This window comes from Paenibacillus amylolyticus, from assembly GCF_050990605.1.
Classification (GTDB): domain Bacteria; phylum Bacillota; class Bacilli; order Paenibacillales; family Paenibacillaceae; genus Paenibacillus; species Paenibacillus amylolyticus_H.
This window is the reverse complement of the sequence record NZ_CP158832.1, coordinates 3,203,380-3,229,587: the sequence shown is the minus strand read 5'-3', so window position 1 is coordinate 3,229,587 and position 26,208 is coordinate 3,203,380. Positions and strand designations below refer to the sequence as shown.

Sequence of the window (26,208 nt, the reverse complement as noted above, 5' to 3'; positions counted from 1 at the left end):
GAGTCATCTGGGCATCGAACGATAGGTCTGCCGAAGATAACAGGCCAGTTGCAGATAGAGCAGATGCTCCTGATTACTCAGGGACATGCCCAGACACCAACGGGACGCAAAATCACAAGGGATTTGCAGCACAAATAAAAAAACAGGCATGCACTTACACGAGAGGAATAAATCCTCTAGGTAAATGCATGCCTATTTACGAACGAGACCATTACAACTGCGAAACATACCCAATTATGATGTAGAGTAAGTTTCTCTATGCCTTCCGTTATTATTCCGATGGAGTCAATACCTTATTTGGTAACCAGCCCTTTTCACCCTCTACAGTATGAACAAAACTCCATTCATTTAGTTCAAATTCTTTTGTAACGATGATACCGGATTTTACGGTTAATTCGTGTGCTGAATAATCTGATAATGCAGTCGCGATCTGTTCTTCATTGGGAGTGCTTAATATTTGCTTCGGTACCCAGCCGCTTTTTTTAGAATGCACGGATTCACAGAAAATCCAGTTGGGGAATTCAGTATCTTCTCTCCCATATAGGATCGTATCTCCTTTAGCTAAAACGATGGGATCAGGATAGTTTGAATTATGGGGTTCAATAACTTTATACAATTTCATAATATACCTCCAACTATTAGGTTCGAACTGTTACCGACAAACATAATATCATATTATTATGTAGTTATTCATCCCTATTGGATAAGCCAGAGCCCCCATCACAAGGGGCTCTGGCTTATCCTAATAACTCACTGCATGCTATGTTTCTCTATACACAAAGTAATCAAAATCGGCATGTTTTCGGGTTCCGCCGAGATCCTGCACACAAAGTCCGATGTAGGTTCCCGTAAACCGAATATACTCCGGAGATTCATCGCACAGATGTGTGATATCAACCCACTCGCCTACATGATTCCAGGATGAATCCCTATTTAACGCATAGTAAAAGCGGGCGCGATCATGATCAACCAATGCTTTTAAGCGAAGTGTATTCACCGACTCTAGCGGGATATCCTCCAACAGTTCGTCATACACCCCGTACTTGGACTGAATAATTCCCAAGCACAGCCCCTTCTCTTCATGATAAGTTACACGTAAATAGAGATAGTCCTTGGTGTCGTAGTACAAAATCAATCCTGCCATCTGCTGTGGATGGTCCGGAGCAAATTCCAGAGCTGTTTCGGCTTCACACTCAAACGTTTGCAATCTTCGCGCGAGCATGCTTTGCCTATGCGTTGAACTCATCGACTCCATACCGTGCAAGCGCAAGTAACCGGGACGTTCCGACAAGCTGAGCCAAGTCGGGTCGGGTGGAATGCGAAGAGTATTCCAGTCATTCCGAAGCTCGGATTGATCAAAGTGATCCATTTCAGCTATCGGTTCAAACGGATGTGCCGTAATCTTCGGTGCAATGACCTGGACCTCGGGATACCGGTTACCGCTCGCAAGCCTCAGCCAGCCCTCCTCGCTCCACGTACACGGCTGAAGTGCGGTCTCACGTCCAAGAATACAATACTTTTGATGAACGGGTCGTCCAACCAGATGAGCCATGTACCATTCGCCGGTATGTGTTTCAACAAGACTGCCGTGGCCGGCCTTCTGCAGAGCCAAATCCGTTCTGCCATATGAAGTAAGGATCGGATTGGCAGGATCAACTTCGTAAGGGCCTTGTAGTGTACGGGAACGTGCTACTGTAACCGCATGCTCATAACCGGTTCCCCCTTCAGCCGTAATGAGATAATAATAGTCCTTGTGTTTATACAGATGAGGTGCTTCGGTCAATCCTAAAGCGGTTCCTTTAAAAATGTTCTTGGCTGGCCCGACCAGCCTTTGCTCCCCTACCGAATACTCCTGCAGAACGATGCCTGCAAACCGGTTTTTGCCCTTGCGGTGATCCCATATCATATTGACCAGCCACTTCCGTCCGTCCTCATCATGAAACAGGGAAGGATCAAAACCGCTACTGTTGAGATATATCGGTTCGGACCAAGGCCCTTCAATATCGGTTGCTGTCAAAAGGTAATTGTGAGTGTCTTTAAAGGCGCCTACCCGGCTTTTGACATCGGTATAGATCAGGTAAAACACGCCGTTGTCATAACTTAGACATGGTGCCCATACGCCTCCAGAATTAATATTGCCCTCCATGTTCAACTGCGTTACACGAGTCAGTGGAGAAGCGATTGGCCGCCAATGAACCAGATCTCGGGAATGGTGAATCCGTACACCAGGGAACCATTCAAAGGTCGAAGTGGCAATATAATAATCCTCCCCTGCTCGGCATATGGACGGATCGGGATGGAAACCGGGAAGGATGGGATTGGTGATCATTTTCTTGATCTTATTCATGGAAGAAACCTCCGGTATGAAAGTAATGATCTGTACAACAGCAGATACAAGAAAGGTAGATATTAGTACCAGCCCAGCGCTTTTTTGCCGGCTTCCAGGGCGGTTACGATCCGCTCGACATCATATACATTCCCTCTCCATGTTCCGCCGCTGACCGATTGCAATGCAGCCCAGAGTTTTGTATCATCTGGCAAAGCTTCATCAGGCCGCATATCCGGATGGAAGGACCTTTCTGCCAGGATGAGAGCACCTTCTTCCGACGAAAACTCCAGCTCTCCTTCTCCGACAAAGTTAATGCTACCCTCCAGCGTGTTACGATCAACCTCGATGTCAATCAGGTCTCCGTTCCGCAACTTACCAATGGGTCCACCTGCGAGCGCTTCAGGGCCAACATGACCAATACACGCTCCGGTGGAAACACCGGAGAACCGGGCATCCGTAATCAGTGACACGTATTTCCCAAAAGGCAAATGTTTAAGCGCAGATGTAAGCTGGTACGTCTCCTCCATTCCGGTTCCCGATGGGCCTCGCCCAAGAAGCACAACAACATCCCCAGCCGAGATACCTCCGGTCTTAATCGCACGGATCGCCTCGCGTTCGGTGGTAAATACCTTGGCTCTGCCACGATGACGGTACACGCCATGCTCATCCAGCACAGCAGGATCAATAGAGGTGGATTTGATGACAGAACCTTCTGGAGCGATGTTTCCGGTTGGAAATGTTACGGTCGAAGAGATGCCAAGCTGCTCTGCGTGTTCTACACTCATGATGACACTGTCCGGATCGATGCCGTCCTGCTCTTTCAACTGCTTCCGCATGAGATGACGGCGTTCCGACGATTCCCACCAATCCAGCACCTGTCCCAATGACGTCCCTGTAACCGTTGGTACAGACTCATCCAACAGACCAAGCTGTCTGAGGTGAAGCATAACCTCTGGTACACCTCCGGCCTGAAAGACGCGAATGGTCGGGTAAAAGATCGGACCGTTAGGCAGGGCACTAACCAGCCTTGGAACATTCTTGTTGACCTGTATCCAGTCCTGTACCGTAGGCACGGTTAAACCAGCCGCATGGGCTATCGCCGGTATGTGAAGAAGCAGATTGGTCGATCCGCCAAACGCAGCGTGCACGGTCATGGCATTGCGAATGGATGCATCCGTGACGATGTCTGCCATCCTCATTCCCTGAGACTCCATATGGATGAGTGCACGTGACGATTGGCGCGCCATTTCAATCCAGACGGGCTGCCCGGAAGGTGCAAGCGCGGCATGTGGTACTGTCATGCCCATGGCCTCTGCTACGACCTGGGCTGTTGCGGCGGTACCTAGAAACTGGCAGCCTCCTCCCGGTGTAGCGCACGCGCGGCATCCTAAATCCGACGCCATTTCGAGCGAAAGTTCCCCGCTGACGTATCGTGCACCGATGGTCTGAATTTTACCGGCGTCCTCTCCATCGGTAGGTGGAAGCGTGACACCACCGGGAACAATTACACCAGGCAATTGAGGCATACCGGCAAGCGCGAGCATCATTGCCGGAAGACCTTTGTCACAAGTAGCGACACCCAGCACCCCTTTACGTGTCGGCAGCGAGCGAATCAGTCTGCGAAATACCATGGCAGCATCGTTCCGGTAAGGAAGCGAGTCGAACATGCCGGTCGTTCCCTGTGATCTGCCGTCACACGGATCACTGACATAGCCGGCAAACGGGATTCCTCCCCGGCTTGACAGTTCTTCTGCGGCAGCTTTCATCAGTAGACCGACCTCCCAGTGACCCGTATGGTAACCGAGGGCTGTGGGACTACCATCCTCGTTGCGAATGCCGCCTTGTGTACTTAAGATCAGAAATTGTTTTCCGTTCAATTCCCCAGGTTTCCATCCCATTCCAACATTCTGGGACATGCCGAACAAGTCGCCACTTGGAGCATTTCGCAGTAAATCATCCGTTAATGGCAGCCGTCCGGCAGCCCCTGGAGCATGTGCTATGATATCGAAGCAGTTGGATGCCTTCTCCCCCATAATCGACGTAATCTGTTCGTACATGATAGCCCCCCCACAGTTTATGACTTCACGAAGACCGTTTTGATGGCCGTGAAAAACTCGATAGCCGCTTGTCCCTGTTCTCTGGAATGTGAACTTGACATCTTCATTCCACCGAACGGAGCTTGCAGCTCTACGCCGGCCGTTTCTGCATTAATTCTGACGAGTCCTGCATCCATGTCCCGGATGAAGGACAGCATCGCCCCTACGTTCTGAGTATAGATGGAAGCACTTAAGCCGTAATCGCTGTCATTCGCCGCTTCAATCGCTTCCTCCAGGGAATCTACTGCAATTAAGGCCAGAACCGGACCGAAGATTTCTTCCCGGGCAATGGACATATGGGATTCGACCCCTTCAAATACAGTCGGTTGCACATAGAATCCCTCTTCCAGTCCGGGACCGTCTCCTCTTTTTCCGCCAGCAAGCAGAACGGCACCTTCATCCTGTCCTTTTTGGATATAACTCAGCACCGTATTGAGTTGTCCTTCACTCGCACATGGTCCCATCCAGGTTCCAGCAGACATGCCGTCACCCAGCCGGATTTCCTGGATTTGCGAGAGCAGTTTTTCTTTAAAGGCATCGTATACGTTTCGTTCAATGATGACCTTACTGGTAGCTGTACATTTTTGCCCTGTTGATTTCAATCCACCACTGATGGTGGCTTCGACAGCCAAATCCAGGTCAGCGTCAGCTGCAATGATGATCGGGTTTTTGCCACCCATCTCAAGTTGATACTTGGCCCCACGTGCTAGCGCTGCAGCACCGACCCGTTTCCCCACTTCATTGGAACCCGTGAACGTTATTCCTCCCACATCCGGATGCTCGGCAAGTGCTGAACCGATCACTGAGCCTCTGCCGCAGATCAGATTAAGAACGCCTGCCGGGATGCCCGCCTCTTCAAAACATTCCATGACTTTAGCCGCCGTGACCGCAGCTTCCTGAGCCGGCTTCAACACAACTGTATTGCCATAGATTAAGGCCGGAGCCATTTTCCAAATCGGAATGGCTACTGGGAAATTCCAAGGGGCAATGACTCCTACTACGCCAAGGGGTACACGAGTCGTAAACATCAGCGCTTCGCTGTCCGTTGATGGAATGACATCTCCTGTTTTTCGCATGCCTTCTCCGGCGTAATACCTTAAGATCGCGACACCGCGCATCGTCTCTCCTTTGGCTTCAGGAAGTGTTTTGCCCATTTCCCTGGTCATCGCCTCTGCGACTTCATCGGCCCGGCGTTCCAGCACATTTGCTGCCTGAAATAGATAGTTGCCGCGTTCTGCACCCGATAACCTCCGCCATTTTTTTGCTGCTTCCTTCGCCGCTGAGACAGCCCGATTCAAATCCTCTACGCCGGAAGTGGGTACATAGCCGACGACTTCCTTCCGATTCGCCGGATTGATGCTCGGTTCGGTCTCACCAGACACAGCCTTCACCCATTCTCCGTTAATATAATTGTGGTATGTCTGCTCCACTTGAAATGCGGTCATAGCCTTATCCTCCTTATAGATTAGTTTGAAATAACAGAATTCACGAGTGTCCCGATATCGCTAATGGTTATTTCGATGCGGTCTCCGGGTTCAAGTGTAAATTCATTAGGGGGAACGATACTTGTACCTGTCAAAAGAACCGTACCGTCAAACAAATCATTGTCCCTTGCTAAAAAAGTGACCAATTCATCCAGCTTACGGTTTAATTCACTTGTGTTTGCCTCGCTTTTGACAACCAGTTCACCTGCGCGATAAATTTCGCAGACAATGCTGAATGCGTAGGGATTCTGCACCGTTTCTGCCAATCGGATAGCCGGACCGATGGAGCAGGAGTTGCGCCACATTTTGGCTTGTGGCAGATACAGCGGATTCTCCCCTTCAATATCACGGCAGCTCATGTCATTACCGGCAATGTATCCTACAATACTTCCGTCACCCGCAAGCACCAATCCAAGCTCAGGCTCCGGGATCTGCCACGTGGAGTCGCTTCGGAGCGTGACGGCATCATTCGGACCTACCGTTCGTGCTGCCGTGGATTTAAAGAAGATTTCGGGTCTTTCCGCATCGTATACCTTATCGTAAAAGGTCGTTGCATCCATTTTTCCATCCGTCGCTTCATAATTTCTCGCTTCCCTGCTTCGTTGATACGTAACACCTGCCGCCCATACTTCCGGGGCATCCACTGGTGTGATCAGGTGCAAGGTAGTCCAATCATCCGTCAGCTTGTTCAATGGTTTAAAAGCGCTTTCAACAAGTTGAACAGGTGATATCCCTTGTTCTTTTGCTTGATGGATCAAAGTCATAAAATCGGCTTGCGGCAAACGATAGGCTTTTTCATCATCCGTAACGGCTGCCAGCCACTTTTGTTGCCCGTCCAGAAATCGAATAATTCGCATTCAAGCTTGCCCCCATTCTCCCTATTGGGTTGATAATATTACCATAGCACCAGCCAGGTTTCGTGACGATGTTCTAATCACTCCAACGAATTACCCTTTTCACGCATTTTTTTTCTGTTAAAATAAATCTAGATTAGATGAACCAAAGATGATGTACTCATCTCCCGTCTCTGTGTGCATTCTGAGTTCAGTGGATATTAACGAAATGATAATTGGATTATAAAAGGATAAGGAGGTTGGAGTGCTGTGGCCAAGCTTTCGGAAGCCGTGTATTTGGGTCGTCTGCCCGATGTTCGCATGTCTTTTCAATTATTGGGGCTACATGCAAGAAAAGTGGATTCAAGCTGGACGTATCCGTCTCATGAGCATTCAATGTATGAAGTGCACTGGATGATGGACGGCCAGATGAATATGGTTGTTAACGGACAGTTATACAGTCAAACTGTAGGCGATCTTCTGTTCATTCGCCCTGGTATGACGCATTCCTGTACAGGTGCCGGACCGGAGGGATTCACGTACTTTTCCGTGCATTTCAGTGTACAGGATACGTCCTTTTGCAGAGAACTCAACCGTTGCAAAGACATCTATTATCCGGCAAATTCGAATTTGGCTCTGGGGCTGTCCTCTTCCCTGTCTACCTTGTATAATCTGGCCACAGAACACTTGTCGAGTTCGCTAACTTCTTCCAAGCAGATGAAGGTACATGCCGCCGTGTTTGAACTGCTCGGTTCCCTGGTCGGACAATTATCTCAGCAAGCATCCGTTACGTTGTCGAGAAAAGAAATCATTGCCCATCAGATTGCTGAGCACATTGAGGATTCGGTGAGATATATCCATCTTCACGGGGAAATTCAGGAAAGTGAGCGAACCTGGATTCAGGATATTGCCAAGTCGCTGAGCATTAGCCCGTCACAGGTTAATCGTATTTTTCGGCAGGTATACGGCATCGCTCCGCGTAAGTTTCTATCCGAAACCCTTCTGAACGAAGCGCAGCGGCTTTTAAAACAAACCGACTTGAACATAGACCATATTGCGATGATGCTGGGGTATAAAACCAACGCCCATTTCAGCCGCCAGTTCAAGCGGTGGACAGGCATCGCGCCAAGTGAATTTCGCAGCCATTCGCAACAGGCCGGAGAAGCCACACATACAGATGACTCTACTTGACTTTTCGAATTCCTGAGAAAATTTCTGGAATTCCAAGGCCAGCTGACCATTCCAGTAATAGCATTACGACCATGAGATGCAGCATTCTCTGAGCCGCAGGAGTTAACCACAAAGAGCAGCTGCTGGATGTCCAGAAGCTGCTCTTTCTTTCTCGGGCCGCCGATGTTCGGGTGTTACATTTACGCTAAAATAAATGCAGCGAGGCTCGCACTTCCCGAACCCTTATATGTAAAATACAACGCCTGTATACCATCAGGAATAATAATCTTGGCTGTATAGGATTTCCAATGATTTGTAAAATGTACCGGGATTGTACCCAGTGCAGGACCGTCCCATGCGGTTTTGACCTCGAATACCCCGTTACAATATCCGCGCACCTTGATCGAGACCTGGCGAATCCCTTTGCAATCAAAATACTTAAATCCTGCCGTTGCGGATTCAACCATATTGGCAATATATCCGGTCTCTTCATCACCGTCTCTACCATCCTGGGTGATCTTCGGAAAGCGGCTGTCCAGCCAGGCTCCTGCCCCGAATCCTCCAGTATACCTCTGATCATCCTGGGTAAAAAGATTGCATGCAAGATACGCAGGGTACTCACCTCTTCCTTCCAACGCTCTACCATTTGGGCCGCAGGAGGTCATTTTCACCTGAAGAATTCTTCCGTCCTCCTGAAAAGATATCTTCTCAATACAGCCCTGTCGGTTAAATGCGTCCCCATTGGTATGACGGTGATAGAAGACATACCAGTCTCCGTTGATCTCCACAATGCTGCCGTGGTTATTGCCTCCATAATACATGGGTTTGTCAGCAGGTTTGTAGGAGTCGATATGGAGATCACAGTTGCTTACGATGACGCCCTGATATGTAAATCCTTTATTTGGAAACAGGCTGGTGGCATAACATAATTCATGCATAACGATGGAGGAATACACCAGGTAGTAGGTATCACCTCTCTTCCGGATGGAAGGCGCCTCAAAAAATTCATGACCCTCATAACCGCTGCCCTCACTGTAAGGCTCGCTCGGTGCTATGAATACAGGTTCTTCCACAATCGTCAGCATATCCGGACCTAGCATCGTGGCCATCGCACCATGTCTTGATTGGTCTCCGGCCGCACAGAAGCCGGTATACAGATAAGTGTACTGTCCTTCAGTCATCACGCCGGGATCGAACTGGGGCTCATCCCCTTCCTTTTCACCCAGACGAATGCCATCGCCATACTGTACATAACCGTAGAATTCATATTTGCCAGCAGGTGTATCACATACAGCCACTGAAACAACGGGTACCTTATCCAGCACATAATACAGATAATACCGCCCATCGGGACCCAACGTAACATCTGGCGCATACAAACACATATGTCCATTCGGATTCAGCGGGTCATCTGTTTTTCGGTAGATCACCCCTTCATTTCTCCAATTCCCAAGGTCATTCACGGGTGCAGACCAGCATACATAATCGTTCAGACAGAAGGCATGTCCGTTAAAACGGTCATGTGAACCATACACATACACTCTTTCATTGAATACATAAGGCTCGCCGTCAGGGACATATTCCCAGGATGGAAGGTATGGATTCAAACCTTGTTTATTCATTCAACGTACACTCCTTGTTTAAAGTGATAGATAGTCTATTACACTGACGGTAACTTTCGTATAATAGGAAACAACTACAATGTTCCATAAGTGTCTCTATTTATTCCATAACCTGCACAGTAAAGGTGAAGAACAATGAATACTATTTTTTACGTTGAATATGATGCTGCCCATCACAATCCGTTTGTGTTTGATATTCCCGATGGTCATGATTGCTGGCTGTTAGTTGTTACGCAGACTCCGGCACAGTTCTGGGTGGGTGGGAAACTGATAGATTATCCACCTCATTGTGCCGTACTATATCCACCTCATCAGAAAATATATTACCGCTCTTGTACGGAGCAATATGTGAACGATTGGATTCGTTTTGAAAGTGATGAGATGTATGTAACCGAAACTTCCCTACCGATGGGCGAACCATTTCCATTAGATGATCCTGAATTTTGTCACAAGCTGTTTCAACTACTTGTTGCTGAGCATTCTTTCCAGAAAAACTACCGAGAATCAACGATAGATTATTTACTTCGAACGCTGTTCAACAAGCTGTTGGAGTCTTGCGTTCAAGAGAATATTGGCCCGCAGCATTATCCTCTGATGAAGCTTCGAACAGAGATTCACAATAATCCGAGTCAACCATGGACAGTTGCTGCCATGGCCAAAACCATGAATATTAGTCCGGGGTACTTACAGTTTATATATAAGAACTCCTTTGGGGTGTCGTGTATGGATGATGTAATCCATAGCCGAATTCGGTTAGCTAAAGAATATCTCAGACATCATCAATATACGGTTGCAGAGATCGCCGACAGATGCGGGTACCGTAATGTCGAGCATTTTTGCAGGCAATTCAAACAAATGACCGGTTCCTCACCTAAACAGTTTCATAAACGACATGAAGAGCACGGCTGACAGAACAGAATTGAGAGATAAATCTCACTCTCCCACTCTGTCCAATGGGCGTTTACACATAACTTAGCCATCCAATTGGTATAAACGTCATCCGGCTTATTAGCGTTCTCTGCTGTCATTTTAAGTTAAGGTTTTAGTCTGTATGATGCAATGACATATTCTCAAGCAAAATTGATCAATTATCATATTGGGATACTTTATAATGACATCTTGTTTCTGGCATATGCAGCCGCACCAATCATCCCTGCTTGCCCACCCAATTTCGCTTGCACTATTTTACATGCATGAGGTGAAAGCTTTAGCGCATGTTTCTCAACAGTGTCACGTACTGTATTCAGCAATCGATCACCGGCTGCCGACATTCCTCCACCAATAATAATCATTTCAGGATTGAACAGATTGATTACATTGGATAGACCAAATCCGAGAAACTTACCAGTCTCATGCATAACTTCAATTGCAAGTGAATCGCCAAGATCATATGCTTCCGAGATCATACGGGCAGTAATTGTCGTCCAATCCTCTCCTACCCATTCCAGAATCATACTTGATCGGCCTTCCTCCAGCTTGTCTGTACAGGTTTTGACAATTCCTATCGCAGACACACCCATGCACAGAATTGAAGCGGGCTGGATTCCCTCGGAAAGCAGCATCTCTTGAATAATGTCTATTATTCGATTTAATACATGAAACGGTTCTTTTGCCGCCTCAGTTGGGTCGCTTCTTTCGTGAATTTTTTGAAACTCAGGGTGAAAATGGAGGACTTAACATTGGTTCCAACCAAATCAATTTCAATTATGTATTTTCGCATAATAATCTCCGCTCTCATTTAATTTGATATGCACATGTTCTTATTTTTGATCTCATTTTCATTCCAGACTTCTGATGCCAGCTGTGCAGCAATGATAATCAGACCTTGGGCTTGTATCCTTGTCGGGGCCGAGAATCTCATTATAACTTTCTTATAAACCAACAGAGATCTTCAGCATTCACTGCTGAAGATCTCTGTTCATATTTTACATAAACCTACTTGATATTTTTTTATATAAACAGGTTATGATTTGCTTGTGATGCTTGTCCAAGATAATAACCTACACCACCAATTTTAACTTGGTCTATTAATTCTTCACGCTGAATTCCCATTAAATCCATGGACATTTGGCAGGCAACGATCTCTACTCCTTGAGCAATTGCGCTCTCTAGCAATTCTTCCAACGAAGGCACGTGATGTTTTTTCATCAAACCACGGATCATTTTCGGGCCTGCTCCGAGCATATTCATTTTGGACATGCCAAGCTTCTGACTGCCGCGAGGTAACATCATATCAAACATACGACCGATCATCGTTTTGGATAACTTCTGCTGTTGTGATTTACGAATAATACTCAATCCCCAAAATGTGAAAAACAGGGTTACTTTTCTTCCACTGGCTGCTCCCCCATTTGCAATAATGAGTGAAGCGATTGCTTTATCTAGATCGCCACTGAAAACAACCATCGTGCTGGCAGGATCGCTGATGGGGGCATCCGATACGGGTTGTGCCGTATTTTTAACAATGACAGACTCAATGGTCCCGCCCTTCATTCTTTCCAACTGCAGGATTGTGGAGCCAGACATCGAGGCCCATGCTTTGACATCTTCATAAAAGCCTGGATCGGAAGCTTTCACCCGAAGGGTTTCTCCGTTCGAGAGTTGATCCATTTTCTGCTTCACTTGAATTAGCGGACCAGGACAACTCAATCCGCATACGTTCAAGTCATGATCAATACGTTGCGGCTGTGTCGAGTCAGTGGGAATGGACTCCTTTTTCTTAACGTCAAACACAGTTTCATGATGATCTTGTCTTACAGCAGTAAATGGAGCGGGCTTAAACTGGGCTTGCCGGTACGTTTTATAACCACCACTTAAGTTTTTCACGCTAAAACCATGCTGACGCAGAATTTGCGAAGCTGTATAACCACGCAAGCCGACTTGACAGTATAGCCAGATTTCTTTGGATGGGTCTAATTCATCCAACCGTTCACGAAGCTCATCGACTGGAATAGAGAGTGAACCCGGAATATGACCATTTTGATGCTCGATTTCACTGCGAACATCCAGAAGTATCGACTGCTCCTGCTGACGATCAGCCAGTTGATTATAGGTGAACGTCTGCACACGTCCAGTGATCATATTCTCTGCTGCATATCCAGCCATATTCACGGGATCTTTGGCAGAAGAATACGGCGGCGCGTAACTCAGTTCAAGCTCTGTTAAATCCCGGACATGCCCTCCAAAATGAATGGCAACAGCAATATCATCAATTCGCTTATCCACTCCATCATAACCGACTGCTTGTGCGCCTAAGATTTTACCTTCCGGAGTAAACAGCAGTTTAAGTGTAATTGCGCTTGAACCCGGATAATACGATGCATGAGAAGCAGGGTGTACGATGACGGTTTGATATTCCACGCCGAGACGCTGTAGTGTTTTCTCATTACTGCCTGTCGTGGCTGCGGTCATTCCAAATACTTTGATAATGGACGTACCTTGTGTTCCTTTATAGGTAGAAGGAAGCCCTGCGATCCGGTCGGCAACAATACGACCTTGTTTGTTGGCAGGTCCGGCAAGTGGTATCGTTGCCTTCGTACCATGAATGGTTTCCGTTACTTCGATGGCATCCCCAACAGCATAGATATGTGGCACACTGCTTTCTAAAGCTTCATTTACGATAATATGTCCACGTGCACCCAGCGAAATGCCGCTATCTTTCAAAAAAGAGGTGTCCGGCGTGACGCCTATTGCAAGAATAACCATGTCAGCAGTCAGCGTGTGACCATCCGCAAGTTCAACCCCTATGCCCTGCTCCAGGGAATGGAATCCCTGAACACGTTTGGAGAACAGCAGGTTCACACCATGATTCTCCATTTCCTGTGCCAATGCGGCTGCTAACTCGGTATCATATGGTGTGAGTACTTGTGCGTTCCCCTCAATCAGCGTTACATCCAGACCAGCTTCCTTTAAATTCTCAGCCATTTCTACGCCTATAAATCCACCGCCTATGACGATCGCAGACTTGTTGTTAGAAGAATTTACCTGGTCTTTGATCCGATCAATATCTGGAATGCTTCGTACGGTATAAATTAGCGGATTGTCTTTACCCGGCAAATCGGGAATGAGCGGTTTGGCACCCGGTGACAATATCAACTCGTCATAGCTTTCTTCATACTCACCGCGCTCCTTGGATTGTATCTTAACCACTCGCTTCTGCGAATCAATAGCTATAACCTCACTTCTTGTACGCACATCGATACGAAAACGATCAGCCATCCCTTTGGGCGTTTGCACCAGCAGACGCTCTCGATCCGCAATTGAGCCACCTATATAATAAGGCAAGCCACAATTGGCAAATGAGATATAGGGTCCTTTCTCAAAGATAATAATCTCGGCATGTTCATCCAGACGGCGAAGACGTGCAGCTGCAGAAGCACCTCCAGCTACACCGCCAACAATAAGTACTTTTTTGCTCATGATTCACAATCATCCTTTTCAAATAAGGTTTTGATAATCTGTTCAACCCGTTGATCGGCAAGCACATAGTTCACTTCAAGACCATTCCGCTCGGTAGCAACAATACCTGCACTACGAAGCTTCTGGAGGTGCTGAGACACGGTAGATTGGGGAAGATCTAGACATTCCTGCATATATGAAACATTACATTTCTTCTTCTGCATCAATCCCCGCACTATGCATAAACGAATGGGGTGAGACAAAGCTTTCAGCAAATTGGCAGGTTCATCGAACTGTTTAATATTATTGCTGTCAAAAGCGGGAGTGTTCAAAAGTATTCCTCCTAAATCGTTATATCGTAATAATACGTTTTATTGATATGGATGTCAAATGTATTCTGGAGTGAATGTGTTCAATTAGTCTCATACCCGCTCAACCTTATGGTTTTGGCTCGTTCCAGATGAATGATAAAAATACCTGCCAAAACCGCTAAAAGCGACATTTGACAGGCATTGATTGTATGAGGCTTTATAGATAGCGATTTAATGAAACGCCTTATATTAGAGTATAACAGGCTGAATCATTCCGTTCTTACCAAGCAGAAGTGGGTCCATACATATTTCGCGATGATAACCCTTTCCAGAGGAAAATCGGGATAGTGGCGTGACAAAACGGTGATAGGCAATCCAGTATTGCCCCGTTTCGGAATTATTAAATATACAGTGATGACCTGTGCCCAGCATGCCCTTCTCAACATTTTTGCTCAGAATCGGATAACGATAGGTAATTGGACCGTATAATTGCTCTGACGTACCGTAATTCACATGATAGTCTTCGCTGCCTGTATCATCACAGGACCACGTAAAGTGGTATAGTCCATCCTGCTTGAACACAGTTACCGCCTCACGAAAATCATGCAAGCCCGCCAGATTGCTCATAGTGTCCTCCACTACACTGATCATGTCTTCACAAAGCTCCACAATGGCAGCATGTCCATTGCCAAATAGCAAATACGATCTTCCATCATCCTCGATATAAATGGAGGGATCAATAGCTTGGCCCATGTTAAGGCCCAGACGTTTCAACTGCTCCATTGTGATTAAAGGCTGCGACTCGGCCAGGAATGGACCAATCGGTGTATCTGCTACAGCAACGCCAATGGCACTCTCTCCGTTACGCATTTTGCCACAGAAATAAAAATAGAATTTTCCGTTCCGGCTGGCAATTGCCGGTGCCCAGGCATTACCTGTTGCCCAAGGGACATCCTCTGTTCCCAGATCAAGAATCACACCTTCGTCTTGCCAGTGCTTCAGATCTGAAGAAGAAAACACCTTGAACTGTGTCCCCGACCACCCATCGAAACCATCTGTTGTCGGATACATATAGTAACGATCCTCAAACTTTGCGACATCAGGATCAGCATATTGTCCGGGAAGCACCTGATGACCATCCCCAAAAGCCGCGAGAAGTCGGCAGCACTCGGCAGCTGTGATTGGCAGGACACTTCCATGCCGCTTTTGAGTTGTTCCCATATCAAAATCACCATCAGGGACGATTCGGAATTCTCCGCTTCCCAGATCTGTAGTCAGCAGAGGAAGATAACCCTTGCCTTCAGCAAATCGATCAACAATCAGGCACCATTCCTCCCGGTCATTGAATTTGAAGATTTGAGGGCCCTCCACTCCTGCCACAGCCTCCAGTAGCGGGGCTTGCAGCGTAACGAACGCGTCTTTGTCAAGAGAGTCTCCTTTTTCTACTCGTATGTTTTTAGTTGTTTCATCCTTGGAGTATCGATAGTAAGAGCCCGCCGCTGGAAGAATCGTTGTATCAATAATATGATTGTCCCGCTCAATGTATTTTTCCGATGCCGAGAACGTACGAAAGTCTTTTGTACGAGCGCTGTATATTTTTTGCTTTCGTTCAGGCTCTTGAGGCTCCTGCGTAGCAGAAGCCCAGAACACAAGAAACTCATCTGTTATTTCATCATACACAGCTTCCGGTGCCCAGACACATCCAGCTCCCTCAACACCTAGTGTGACGTTCCAGGGGGATGACCAGTTCACGAGATTGCTGGATTCCCATATAATTACATCACGGCTCCCGGCATTAACGGCATGAGTCCATCCTTTACCGCTTGCGATGCGAAGATCTGTAGCAATCAGATAAAATTTATTGTCCTTGATTGCCCGAATCAGAAACGGGTCCCTTACCCCTTTTTCTCCAAGCTCGGAAAACAGCACAGGCGATCCGCCATTAAGATCCTTCCAGTGAAGACCATCCTCGCTATAGGAGAAATAAACCTGCTCTCCATCTGGTTGTTCGCCAATAAAATGTACAAAGAGATACCCATCATAATATGGAGTTGTTTTCATCAATAGTAAAGAGCCTCCTGAAAGTGAAATTGACTTTATATTCGCAGCAACAAAAATGAAAGCGTTCTACTTATGTTGTATCATACTTCAAAAATAGCGGAATGAGTATATTTTTGTATCTCGTATGTTTGACTTACTCCTCTTGCAAATAATTAACACATCCCTTTATTTTACCTCAGGTATACAAAATTCCTGGTTTTCATTTACAAATGAATGCTAATCTTCTTGATGATGAACAAATGAATATGAATTCATGCATTCATCTTTTTTTTGAGATATGACGAGGAGGAATTATTGTGAAATTATCCAAAAGAATATTTCCAGCGGTAGCGCTAACTCTGGCTGTATCGGCTTCTACTCTCTTGTCTGCAGAACAAGCAAGTGCCGTTCAAGCTGTAAGTGTGGAGAAAAAACAAATCAAGAACATTATCTTCCTCATTGGGGATGGCATGGGCACCTCTTATACTTCCGCTTACCGTTATATGAAAGATGATCCTTCGACGAAGGGCATGGACAAAACCGTATTTGACCCATATCTGGTTGGGGCACAAATGACCTATCCGGATGATGATAAACAAAATGTGACGGATTCAGCTTCCGCAGCAACGGCCATGTCGGCAGGTGTAAAAACCTACAATGCAGCCATTGCGGTTGACCCTGAACAGAAGGAAGTCAAAACTGTACTTGAGCAGGCAAAAGAAAACGGTAAGGCTACCGGACTCGTGGCTACATCGGAGATCACTCATGCCACACCCGCTGCATTTGGTGCCCATGATATCAGTCGAAAAAATATGGATGCCATTGCCGACGATTATTATGATGAGTTGATTAATGGCAAGCATAAGGTGGATGTACTTCTGGGTGGAGGGGAATCCAATTTTGTACGCGAAGGTCGTGATCTTACGAAGGAGTTCCAAAAGGCCGGATACAGCTATGTGACAGACCGAACCTCTCTCCTTGCGGATAAGAACCAACAAGTTCTTGGGCTGTTTGCGGACGGAGGTCTGGACAAGTTGATTGATCGTAGTGCTGCAACTCCATCACTGGCTGAGATGACCAATACAGCGATTGATCGTCTCAGTTCGAACGATAAAGGATTCTTTCTAATGGTCGAAGGCAGTCAGATCGACTGGGCAGGACATGATAATGATATCGTTGGCGCGATGAGTGAAATGGAAGATTTTGCAGCAGCATTTCAGGCAGCTATTGATTTTGCCAAAAAAGATGGTGAAACACTTGTCGTAGCTACTGCCGACCACTCCACGGGCGGACTTGCTCTTGGTAAAGACGGGGAATACAACTTCTTCGTAGACCCGATCAAAGCTGCACTGCGGACGCCAGATTTCATGGCAGCACAAATTGCAAAAGGTGCTTCCGTTGAAGAAACACTGAAAAGTTATCTGAAACTGGAGTTGAAGCCGGAAGAGATTCTATCGGTGAAAGAAGCAGCCAAAAGTGCGGATGTAACGAAGATTGATAATGCCATTGAAGCGATTATTGATAACCGTTCATTTACGGGCTGGACAACAGGTGGACATACAGGTGAAGATGTTCCGGTCTATGCCTACGGTCCGGCAAGTCATCGCTTCGCCGGTTTGATCGACAACACAGATAATGCCAAGATCATATTTGATATTCTCAGCAAGCACCAATAAAAAACTTATCCATAAATTTCGGTTAATCTTTGAAAAAGATTAAGCCCTTCCCTCCATTTGTTGCCGGTGGAGAGAAGGGCTTTTAATTGATCATTCGCGTACTTGCCGAAGTGTTATATTATCTTCCCATGACTTTCAATACATTCTTTATACCAGTAGAAAGAATCTTTTTTAACTCGCTTTAATGAACCCTTTCCATCATTGTCTTTATCGACATAGATTAAGCCATATCTCTTTTTCATCTCCCCTGTTCCTGCACTGACAAGGTCAATGCAACCCCAAGGAGTGTAACCTATCACTTCGACTCCATCTTCCAGAATCGCTTTTTTCATCTCACTCACATGCTGCCTAAGATAATCAATTCGATACGGATCATGCACTGACCCATCCTCTTCGAGCGTATCCACTGCGCCTAAACCATTTTCTACAATAAATAGAGGGATCTCATACTTATCATACAGCCAGTTTAGTGTAATCCGAAGACCTACCGGATCAATCTGCCATCCCCATTCACTGGCACGTAAGAGCGGATTTTTATAACCGCTTATTTCATTCCCCTCACTCTTGTCCTGATCGGTTGGATTAGCCATCACGACAGAGCTGGAGTAATAACTGAATCCGATATAATCTATGGTTCCTTCTCTCAGGATCAATTCATCCTCAGGAGCAGTTTCTATTTCCAATTGATGCTGCTTCAGGAAACCATAATATGAGCGCGGATATTTACCTCTGACATGTACATCGAGAAAAAAATAAGCTTGTTGAAGCTTTTTGACATGAGCTAACACATCATCTGGGTCGCATGTAGCTGCGTATGACGTTGGATGAAGGAACATGCCGCCGATCAAAAAGTCCGGGTTGATCTCTTTACCGAGTTTGACTGCTTTGGCACTGGCTAACAGCATATAATGCGCAGCCTGGTACATGGTCTGAAGTTTATTTTCCCCATTTTCCCACTGAATCCCCCCCGGCTTCCATGGCTTGCGCACAATCATATTGATTTCGTTAAACGTCATCCAGTACTTAACCTTCGTCCGATATCTGGTGAAGACTGCATCGCAGTAGTTTAGAAAGAAGTCAATCAGTTTTCGATTGCGCCATCCCCCATATTCGGTTACCAGGTGATATGGCATTTCGAAGTGAGAAATCGTGACAACCGGCTGAATACCGCGTGCCAAACAGGTGTCAAACAAGTCATCATAGAATTGCAGACCTTCCTCATTCGGTTCCGTCTCATCTCCGTTTGGAAATATTCGTGTCCACGCGATGCTGGTTCGAAAGCATTTGAATCCCATCTCATGAAATAACTGAATATCTTCCTTGTATCTTGTATAAAAATCACTAGCCTGATGACTAGGGTAATATACATTCTCCTCAATTCCCTGTGTGATCGTTCGCTCCATGCCAGGTGTTGCTGCTGTCATGATATCCGCAACACTGACTCCTTTGCCGCGCTGATCCCATCCACCTTCTAATTGGTTAGCCGCTGCAGCGCCTCCCCAAAGAAAGTCTTCAGATAATTTAGTCATATTTACCACCTCTAAGCGTGAATGCGTAGCAATGCTTCGTTTTGGACAACTCGATCTTCAGCAATCTGCTCTACTCTCTGATATTCAAAAGTATTTGATATAATGATGGGCACGACCGTATCAAATCCTGCTTCCCGAATAGCTTCCTGATCACATTCGATCAGCAGATCACCTTGCTTAATCACTTGATCTTGCTGCACATAAGCTGTGAAATGCTTTCCTTTCAACTTGACTGTATTTATACCTACATGAACAAGCATTTCCACACCCTCATTCGACATCAGTCCAATGGCATGTTTGGTCGGGAACAAAGATACAACCTTACCGTCAAATGGGGCGTATACTTTGCCGTCGATTGATTCAACTGCGGCACCGCTCCCCAGAGCAAAGATGGGATCGTCGATTTCAGTTATATTTTTAACTGTTCCGTTAATCGGAGAGCCAATGATCAGTGTTCCGGTTGGTCGAGTCAAAGCATGGGATTCAGAGGTCGGCATAATCACATTAGCGGAAGCAGAACCATCTGTTCCATTGCCAACATTTGCAGTAACTGGAGCTGGAATCTCTTCTTCAATTCCCCAGATCAAGACGGCAACCAGTGCAAGCGTAATGCTGATTGCTACCCCGATAATGATGTGAATATAACTGTCAGCGATATAGGTTGGCAAGGCCAGGATACCTGGCAGAATCAGAGCCGTTGCTCCTCCGCCCCAGAAATTGATGTAAGCTGCTCCGATACCTCCTGCAAGCATCGCACAGATAAATGGGCGCTTGTACTTAAGGTTGAATCCGAAGATAGCCGGTTCGGTAATACCAAACATCGCCGTCACACCACTGGATAAAGCACTGGATTTACTCGCCTTATGTTTCAATAAGAGGAATACGCCAATACATGCCCCAGCTTGCGCCAAATTGCCTGTCAAGTTTGCAGGTGAAATTACCGAGTATCCATATTCAGCAATGAGCTGGCTGTTAATTGGAGTAATCGCGTAATGCATGCCAAATATAATTAGAAGGGGTCTGAATGTTCCAAACAAAAATGCACCAATGACGCCATTCACCGTATACAAATACGTTACAATTTGAGCTACTCCACTACCGAAATAGGTTCCTAAAGGTCCAAAAACAATTAATCCAAGTGGAACCATAATGAACAACACAATCATAGGTACAAACAAGATTTTAAACATATCCGGTATTCTCTTATTTACAAAACGATAGACGTAGCTCATCACCCAAACGGAAATAATAATCGGAATAATCGTTGACTTATAGTTCACGAGCAGTAATGGAAGTCCAAAAAAACTTAAACTGTTGACCCCGGTTTCTGCTACTTGTGCAGCACCTTCCATAATCGTTGGATACATGTAAGCGCCAGCAAGAGCAACAGCTAAATATTCGTTGGTTTTGAACTTCTTGGCCGCGCTGACTGCTAGAAAGAAGGGGAAAAAATAGAAAATAAGATCGCTAATCAGACTAAAGGTTTGGTACGCACCACTTGTTGTCTCAAGAAGATTCATTGTCGTCAGGATTGCAAGGACAGACTTCACCATACCGCACCCAATCAACACTGGAATGACTGGCCCGAATATACCTGCCACCGTTTCCACGACTCGGGAAATCACATTCTTTTTTTGCTGTACTGCTTTTACTTCGATGTCCTGATTTTCCAAGTCAAGCTTATCACTTACTGCATCAAAAACACTTTTCACTTTTGCGCCAATGATAATCTGTAACTGACCGCTGTTAAACTGGGCTCGCAGGACACCTTCCAGCCGATCAAGCGCTTTCAAGTTGACCTGAGACTCATCTTTTACGTTGAATCTCAATCTGGTTGCACAATGCGTGGCATACGTAATATTATCCTGTCCAATGTTAGCGATAATTTCCTTAGCCAATTCCTCTGTTTTCAATATGATCCCCCACCCTCTTAGCTGTCTTTACTTGCCTCCGGCAAAGTTATATAACATCTTCTCACGCAAGTCAGATGTATCTTTGCCAAAAATTTCTGCAATTTTGTATGCAAACGGATAAGGTGTTGCAGGCCCTTGGCTTGTAACGAGGTTTTGGTCTGCTACGACAACCTCATCCTTAAAGATGCCTCCAATCAATTTTTCTGCATATCCCACATATCCTGTTACTTCCTTGCCCTCAATGACCTTGGCATCGGACAGTACTACCGTACCGGAACACATTGCGCCAATGTACTTATTGTTCTGATTGAAGTACTGCACCATGTCAATCACATCCGGATTTTCCTTCAGGTTTTGTCCACCTGGGCGGCCTCCCGGCAGAACGATCATGTCATACTGCTTTACTTCTTCGCCAAAAGATTTGTCTGCTTCTACAAAAATGCCGTGCATGCCCTTAACCAACTTATCACCAAAATAAAACGTGTCACAGGTCAATCCAGCTCTTCTCAAAATATCAACAATCGTCAGCGTTTCGCCCTCTTCGTAACCTTCCGCCATCAATACTGCTACTTTATTCGTCATTTCAGTTCCCTCCTATTCAGCATTAAATGCATTGAAATAAACCATACGATTTTTGACAGCCATACTGTCTCCGCCTAAGGCATCCACTAATGCAAATGCGAAAGCATAAGACGTCGCGGGGCCGCGGCTTGTAATCAGATTTCCATCTTGAACAACAATATCTTCTTTAAAGGTACCGCTGGTTTCAATTTTCTGATCATAACCTACATAAGCGGTAAAATTTTTGTTCTCCAACACACCTGCTTTGGCTAGTGCAAGGGGTGCCGCGCACATGGCTGCTACATATTTGCCTGACTGGTTCATTTCCTGAATAAGTTGAATTACACGGTCATCATCACGAAGATTAGCGGCCCCAGGCATTCCTCCAGGGAGTACAATCATATCGTAGGTTCTAACATCTTCACTGATGAGCGCATCAGCCTTGACCACGATGTCATGACTACCACGAACCATCTCACCCACAGTACTAATCATGTGACATTCAATATGTGCTCTTCTCAAAATATCAACAATTGTCAGGGTTTCACTTTCTTCAAATCCTTCTGCTAATAGAACTGCAACTTTACTCACGCACATAACCTCCTGTTAATTATATTTTGGAGTAGACATTTGCATATTGCTCACGCTTACACCGCTATGGACATCGTGAATACATTCATAATTTATCATAGATATTTGCAACCCCAAAGCACATTTATATTGCTTGTATGTAACTAATAGTTGCAGTATGATGATCCTTAACCGTGTTGTATCTATAGTATTTACATCAGAGTCACACAGAAGATTACCTCAGGAGGTATGCATGCTTAATAACTATAAATATTTTTTGGTTCTGTCCGAAGAGTTAAACATTTCCAATGCAGCGAAACGACTATATATTTCCCATCAATCACTAAGCAAATACCTGAAAAGCTTGGAAGAAAAACATGGTGTTGCATTCTTCGAAAGAAAACCTAAAATTGCACTGACAGCAGCGGGGAAAATTATGCAAGATACGCTTCGTCATATTGAGCTGCTGGATCAAAACATGGAGAATCAACTTACTGACCTTAAGGAGGACAAGTCAGGCACGATTCATTTTGGCATAACCGAAGGACGCTATCCCCTTATCGTACCGAAATTATTAAAAGAGTTTTATGCCCTTCATCCCAAAGTGGAGCTTAAAATTCATCGCACAACCTCACCGCAAATGCAGGAGATGGTGTTAAACAATTCACTGGATCTGTTTCTCTCTGGTGTAGACAATATCGTAACGCAAAATGTAAAGTATGAAACGATTCTGCTTGAGCAGATGTACATGGTGATCTCGGACAATTTGCTAAAGCAGTATTTCCCTGATCAATATCCCGAGTGCATCGAAACATTTAATCAGGGTGCGGATTTGAGTCTGTTTCAACATGTACCCTTTGTTCTGAATAAGAAAAACTTCAATTCCCGTATTTTGCTCGATAAACATTTGGCTGAACATAACATATCCCTGCATTGTATTAACGAATTGACGCAACCGGATATCCATCACCTTTTGTGTGCCGAGGATTACGCGGCCAGTTTTTCATTAACGATGTATCTTTCAGGGATTCATTCATTGAATGAGTCTAATCATACGAATTCTCACCTTCATGTATTTCCAATCGCTGATTTTTCCTATCTTCACCCGCTCGCATTGATCTATCACAAATCTAAAATTTTCCCCTCTTACGTAGAGGATTTAAAAAAAATAGTCAAACGTTATTGCACCCCTTCATTGCATCAAAGCAATTGAATCAAATTGGCGTTTAATTACTTTTGTGCATACAAAAGTTGAGTTAGTGCAGTTAACTTGTGCTTGAGTTCACCATCATGCAAACTTTATATTTTTGTTATGTAAACTTCCCGTGTATTTGCGGATTGAAGTCAAAATAACGAGGTGAACTGTTGTGAATCATATGATTGTAGAACTTGCCAACTACGTAACCCGTCTTCAATATGAGGATCTGTCCGAGAGGGCTATCGAAGTAGGTAAACAGGTAATACTGGACTCTTACGGTAATATGGTATTTGGTCGATACTCTGAAACAAGTGAGCGCATTTTGGAATATGCAAGATTGGCAGACTCTATTATTAATAATGAAGACTTGGTCTCATTGATTGGTGAACAGGATGTTCGCACTAGCACTGATCATGCTGTCTTTATTCATACTATGATGGCACGTTGTGCAGACCTGGATGACGGCTATCGCCACGCCATGGGCCACCCTGGATCTGTGCTTGTTCCGCTCCTGCTAAGTATGGCTCAGCTTCACCGAAACGATGGCAAACAGATGATCACCGCCATTGTTGCGGCTTATGACGTATATGCTCGGTTAGGCGAAACGATCAATCCATTTATGTACCGTGAAAGAGGATTTGATGCTACCGGGGTATGCGGCGCTGTCGCAGCAGCGGCCTTGGTAAGTAAATTAACAAATGTAGATGCCAAGCAGACCAAGGATGCGATGGGGATTGCTTCTCTGTTCACCGGAGGTTTGATTGAATATCAGAATGATGGAACTTCAGGTAAAATTTTATGCAGCGGCTGGGCGGCATTGACCGGATTAAGGGCCGTGAGACTGGCATCCTGTGGTTTCACGGGTCCTGATGCAGCTTTGGAAGGAAAATATGGATTCTTCCAGGCCTTCAAAGGAACAAGCGGGCATTCTAACACAAGTCATGTGCTGGAAGGACTGGGAACTGATTTTAAAGTGACTGACATTTATTTCAAACGTCATGCCTGCCAGCGTGGATTACACGCCACTCTGGATGCTATGTTGGAACTTCGTGAAGACTATAGTTTAACGCCATCCAAGATCAAGTCTGTTGATGTGAAGACCTCTTCATTTGTATATCGTCTGACGAATCCTGAGCCCAAGACAGCAATTGGAGCACAGGCCAGCACACAATTCACTTCAGCCGTGGCCCTCAAATACGGACGTATGGACTCAGAGGAATTAATATTCAACAGCTTCACCGATCCGGAGGTTCAGGAGCTGGTTCAAAAAATTACAGTAACCCTGGATGATGAAGTGCAGCAATATCTTGCTGATCATCCGACTCATTTTTGCGCTTCCCATGTTGTTATAACAACACATGATGGCAACATATTTGAACGTTGGATGCCTGTACCTTTAGGCGATGTGGAAACTCCGTTTGGGTGGGAGATGCTTGAACAGAAATTTAATCAATTTCTTGCAGGAACACCTTTTGATGAAAAAAGACAAAAACGATTCGAGTTTATTCGTAATCTGGAATATATGAATAATGTGGATAAGCTGCTCCGTTTCTAAACAAAATACACACGGATCATACCGTAGCGAAGTAGTTTACAAAAATCCCTTCTCTTCTTTCATCTGAAAAGAAGGGATTTTTTTCATTCCTGAGAGTGTCACTCAACATCAATGGGATGTTTGATTTGGTCTTCGTAATAATCCATATAGATCCTGCCGTCGCTTCCTTTTACCGCATAGAATACGTCGCTTATATTCTTACTTTGTGATTCAAGCTGTTGTACTAACTCCTTATCAGATATGCCATTCAGTTCAAGATTCTTGCTAACCGAAACTTGTCCATTCACTTCGAGTAAAGCGTACTCCACTTCCTCCATGTTAAAAATATCTTTCTGTCTTAACATTTGATTTAAGGAATCCAATGTCAGTTTATTTTTGGCGAGATTATTTTCAAGAATTTTACCCCCTTCAATTAATACGGTAGGTGAGCCTTCAGCCAGTAGGCGGATTTTTCTGCTTTTTAGATTTAATTTCGATAACAGATAAGAGGTTCCGGTAAAAACAATTAGAGAAATAATCAGATGTGTGACCTCTATTTTCTCGTTAAAAGCTAGATTGGCAGCTATGGCTCCCATAATGACTGCGGTAACGAATTCATGGAAATTCATATCAGACAACGTTTGTTTTCCCAATATGCGTGCAATACCCAATAGAAGCATGAAGGCAAAGATACTTCGGATGAGTATACGGAAAGTAGGTTACCTGGTCCCCTGCCAAAGTTAATACTTCGATTCGCTTCCCTTTGTTCTTGCTTATGGCTACAGTAAAGTGTGGGGAATCATCCTGGACGAACAGAAACATGCGGATAAATATAACAATCTGATTATTTACAATTTGCCGAGATAGTCATGTATGGAATAGATAACGCACGAATTCTTTTAAAATGAACAATTGAAATAAGCAAAGAACCAGTGAATAAGTAA

20 protein-coding genes are annotated in these 26,208 nt (G+C 45.2%); 5 read left to right on the top strand and 15 right to left on the bottom strand.

The window, feature by feature from the left end; genetic code table 11:
- Nucleotides 1-271: 271 nt before the first annotated feature.
- The 5 genes from ABTV53_RS14555 to ABTV53_RS14535 form a co-directional block, all read right to left on the bottom strand.
- Complete coding sequence (locus ABTV53_RS14555; RefSeq protein WP_433753920.1) at nt 272-622, bottom strand: SH3 domain-containing protein; 351 nt, start codon at nt 620-622, stop codon at nt 272-274.
- 138 nt (nt 623-760) lie between these two features.
- Nucleotides 761-2,347 carry a glycoside hydrolase family 43 protein gene (locus ABTV53_RS14550; RefSeq protein WP_433753919.1) on the bottom strand — a complete coding sequence of 529 codons (1,587 nt, stop codon included), beginning with the start codon at nt 2,345-2,347 and terminating at the stop codon, nt 761-763.
- A 62-nt stretch (nt 2,348-2,409) separates the two neighbouring features.
- The gene (locus ABTV53_RS14545; RefSeq protein WP_433753917.1) at nt 2,410-4,386 is read right to left on the bottom strand and encodes a YjhG/YagF family D-xylonate dehydratase; all 1,977 of its coding nucleotides are present in this window, start codon (nt 4,384-4,386) and stop codon (nt 2,410-2,412) included.
- A 17-nt stretch (nt 4,387-4,403) separates the two neighbouring features.
- Nucleotides 4,404-5,870: an alpha-ketoglutaric semialdehyde dehydrogenase GucD gene (gene gucD / locus ABTV53_RS14540; RefSeq protein WP_433753915.1), complete on the bottom strand. Its 1,467-nt coding sequence runs from the start codon at nt 5,868-5,870 to the stop codon at nt 4,404-4,406.
- Nucleotides 5,871-5,890: 20 nt separating this feature from the next.
- Nucleotides 5,891-6,766: a fumarylacetoacetate hydrolase family protein gene (locus ABTV53_RS14535; protein ID WP_433753913.1), complete on the bottom strand. Its 876-nt coding sequence runs from the start codon at nt 6,764-6,766 to the stop codon at nt 5,891-5,893.
- A 246-nt stretch (nt 6,767-7,012) separates the two neighbouring features.
- Between ABTV53_RS14535 and ABTV53_RS14530 the strand changes: the two genes are divergently transcribed.
- Nucleotides 7,013-7,933 carry a helix-turn-helix domain-containing protein gene (locus ABTV53_RS14530; RefSeq protein ID WP_433753911.1) on the top strand — a complete coding sequence of 307 codons (921 nt, stop codon included), beginning with the start codon at nt 7,013-7,015 and terminating at the stop codon, nt 7,931-7,933.
- Between the two features lie 179 nt (nt 7,934-8,112).
- Here the strand turns inward: ABTV53_RS14530 and ABTV53_RS14525 are convergent, their stop codons facing one another.
- A complete protein-coding gene (locus tag ABTV53_RS14525) occupies nt 8,113-9,534 on the bottom strand; it encodes a family 43 glycosylhydrolase (RefSeq protein ID WP_433753909.1) in 1,422 nt (473 codons plus the stop codon).
- A gap of 135 nt (nt 9,535-9,669) precedes the next feature.
- Between ABTV53_RS14525 and ABTV53_RS14520 the strand changes: the two genes are divergently transcribed.
- Nucleotides 9,670-10,443 carry a helix-turn-helix transcriptional regulator gene (locus ABTV53_RS14520; RefSeq protein ID WP_433753907.1) on the top strand — a complete coding sequence of 258 codons (774 nt, stop codon included), beginning with the start codon at nt 9,670-9,672 and terminating at the stop codon, nt 10,441-10,443.
- Between the two features lie 197 nt (nt 10,444-10,640).
- On the opposite strand, the gene ABTV53_RS14515 is transcribed toward ABTV53_RS14520, so the two are convergent.
- From ABTV53_RS14515 to ABTV53_RS14500, 4 genes are all read right to left on the bottom strand, one after another.
- On the bottom strand, nt 10,641-10,988 hold the full coding sequence (locus ABTV53_RS14515; protein WP_433753905.1) for an ROK family protein: 348 nt from the start codon (nt 10,986-10,988) through the stop codon (nt 10,641-10,643).
- Between the two features lie 496 nt (nt 10,989-11,484).
- Complete coding sequence (locus ABTV53_RS14510) at nt 11,485-13,953, bottom strand: FAD-dependent oxidoreductase (protein WP_433753903.1); 2,469 nt, start codon at nt 13,951-13,953, stop codon at nt 11,485-11,487.
- Complete coding sequence (locus ABTV53_RS14505) at nt 13,950-14,264, bottom strand: ArsR/SmtB family transcription factor (protein ID WP_091030120.1); 315 nt, start codon at nt 14,262-14,264, stop codon at nt 13,950-13,952. Before ABTV53_RS14505 ends, ABTV53_RS14510 begins: the two co-directional genes overlap by 4 nt.
- 228 nt (nt 14,265-14,492) lie before the next feature.
- Nucleotides 14,493-16,304, bottom strand: a complete 1,812-nt coding sequence (locus ABTV53_RS14500; protein ID WP_433754217.1) for a family 43 glycosylhydrolase — start codon at nt 16,302-16,304, stop codon at nt 14,493-14,495.
- A gap of 290 nt (nt 16,305-16,594) precedes the next feature.
- Here ABTV53_RS14500 and ABTV53_RS14495 point away from each other — a divergent pair, with 290 nt between their 5' ends.
- Entirely contained in the window at nt 16,595-17,959 is a 1,365-nt protein-coding gene (locus tag ABTV53_RS14495) for an alkaline phosphatase (protein ID WP_433754216.1), read from the top strand.
- A gap of 113 nt (nt 17,960-18,072) precedes the next feature.
- Here the strand turns inward: ABTV53_RS14495 and ABTV53_RS14490 are convergent, their stop codons facing one another.
- Genes ABTV53_RS14490 through ABTV53_RS14475 form a run of 4 tightly spaced genes read right to left on the bottom strand, consistent with a single transcriptional unit; the run spans nt 18,073 to nt 22,553 of the window.
- Nucleotides 18,073-19,488: a 6-phospho-beta-glucosidase gene (locus ABTV53_RS14490; protein WP_433753900.1), complete on the bottom strand. Its 1,416-nt coding sequence runs from the start codon at nt 19,486-19,488 to the stop codon at nt 18,073-18,075.
- A gap of 11 nt (nt 19,489-19,499) precedes the next feature.
- A complete protein-coding gene (locus tag ABTV53_RS14485) occupies nt 19,500-21,401 on the bottom strand; it encodes a glucose PTS transporter subunit IIA (protein WP_433753898.1) in 1,902 nt (633 codons plus the stop codon).
- 27 nt (nt 21,402-21,428) lie between these two features.
- The gene (locus ABTV53_RS14480; RefSeq protein ID WP_433753896.1) at nt 21,429-21,983 is read right to left on the bottom strand and encodes a DJ-1 family glyoxalase III; all 555 of its coding nucleotides are present in this window, start codon (nt 21,981-21,983) and stop codon (nt 21,429-21,431) included.
- 12 nt (nt 21,984-21,995) lie between these two features.
- Nucleotides 21,996-22,553: a DJ-1 family glyoxalase III gene (locus ABTV53_RS14475; RefSeq protein WP_433753895.1), complete on the bottom strand. Its 558-nt coding sequence runs from the start codon at nt 22,551-22,553 to the stop codon at nt 21,996-21,998.
- 232 nt (nt 22,554-22,785) lie between these two features.
- On the opposite strand from ABTV53_RS14475, the gene ABTV53_RS14470 reads away from it, so the two are divergent.
- Both ABTV53_RS14470 and ABTV53_RS14465 read left to right on the top strand, forming a co-directional pair.
- A complete protein-coding gene (locus ABTV53_RS14470) occupies nt 22,786-23,745 on the top strand; it encodes a LysR family transcriptional regulator (RefSeq protein WP_433753893.1) in 960 nt (319 codons plus the stop codon).
- A gap of 163 nt (nt 23,746-23,908) precedes the next feature.
- A complete protein-coding gene (locus tag ABTV53_RS14465) occupies nt 23,909-25,285 on the top strand; it encodes an MmgE/PrpD family protein (RefSeq protein ID WP_433754214.1) in 1,377 nt (458 codons plus the stop codon).
- 98 nt (nt 25,286-25,383) lie between these two features.
- Here the strand turns inward: ABTV53_RS14465 and ABTV53_RS14460 are convergent, their stop codons facing one another.
- Nucleotides 25,384-25,965 (bottom strand): DUF421 domain-containing protein, encoded by a 582-nt coding sequence (locus tag ABTV53_RS14460; protein WP_433754213.1) that lies wholly within the window; start codon nt 25,963-25,965, stop codon nt 25,384-25,386.
- Nucleotides 25,966-26,208: the final 243 nt, after the last annotated feature.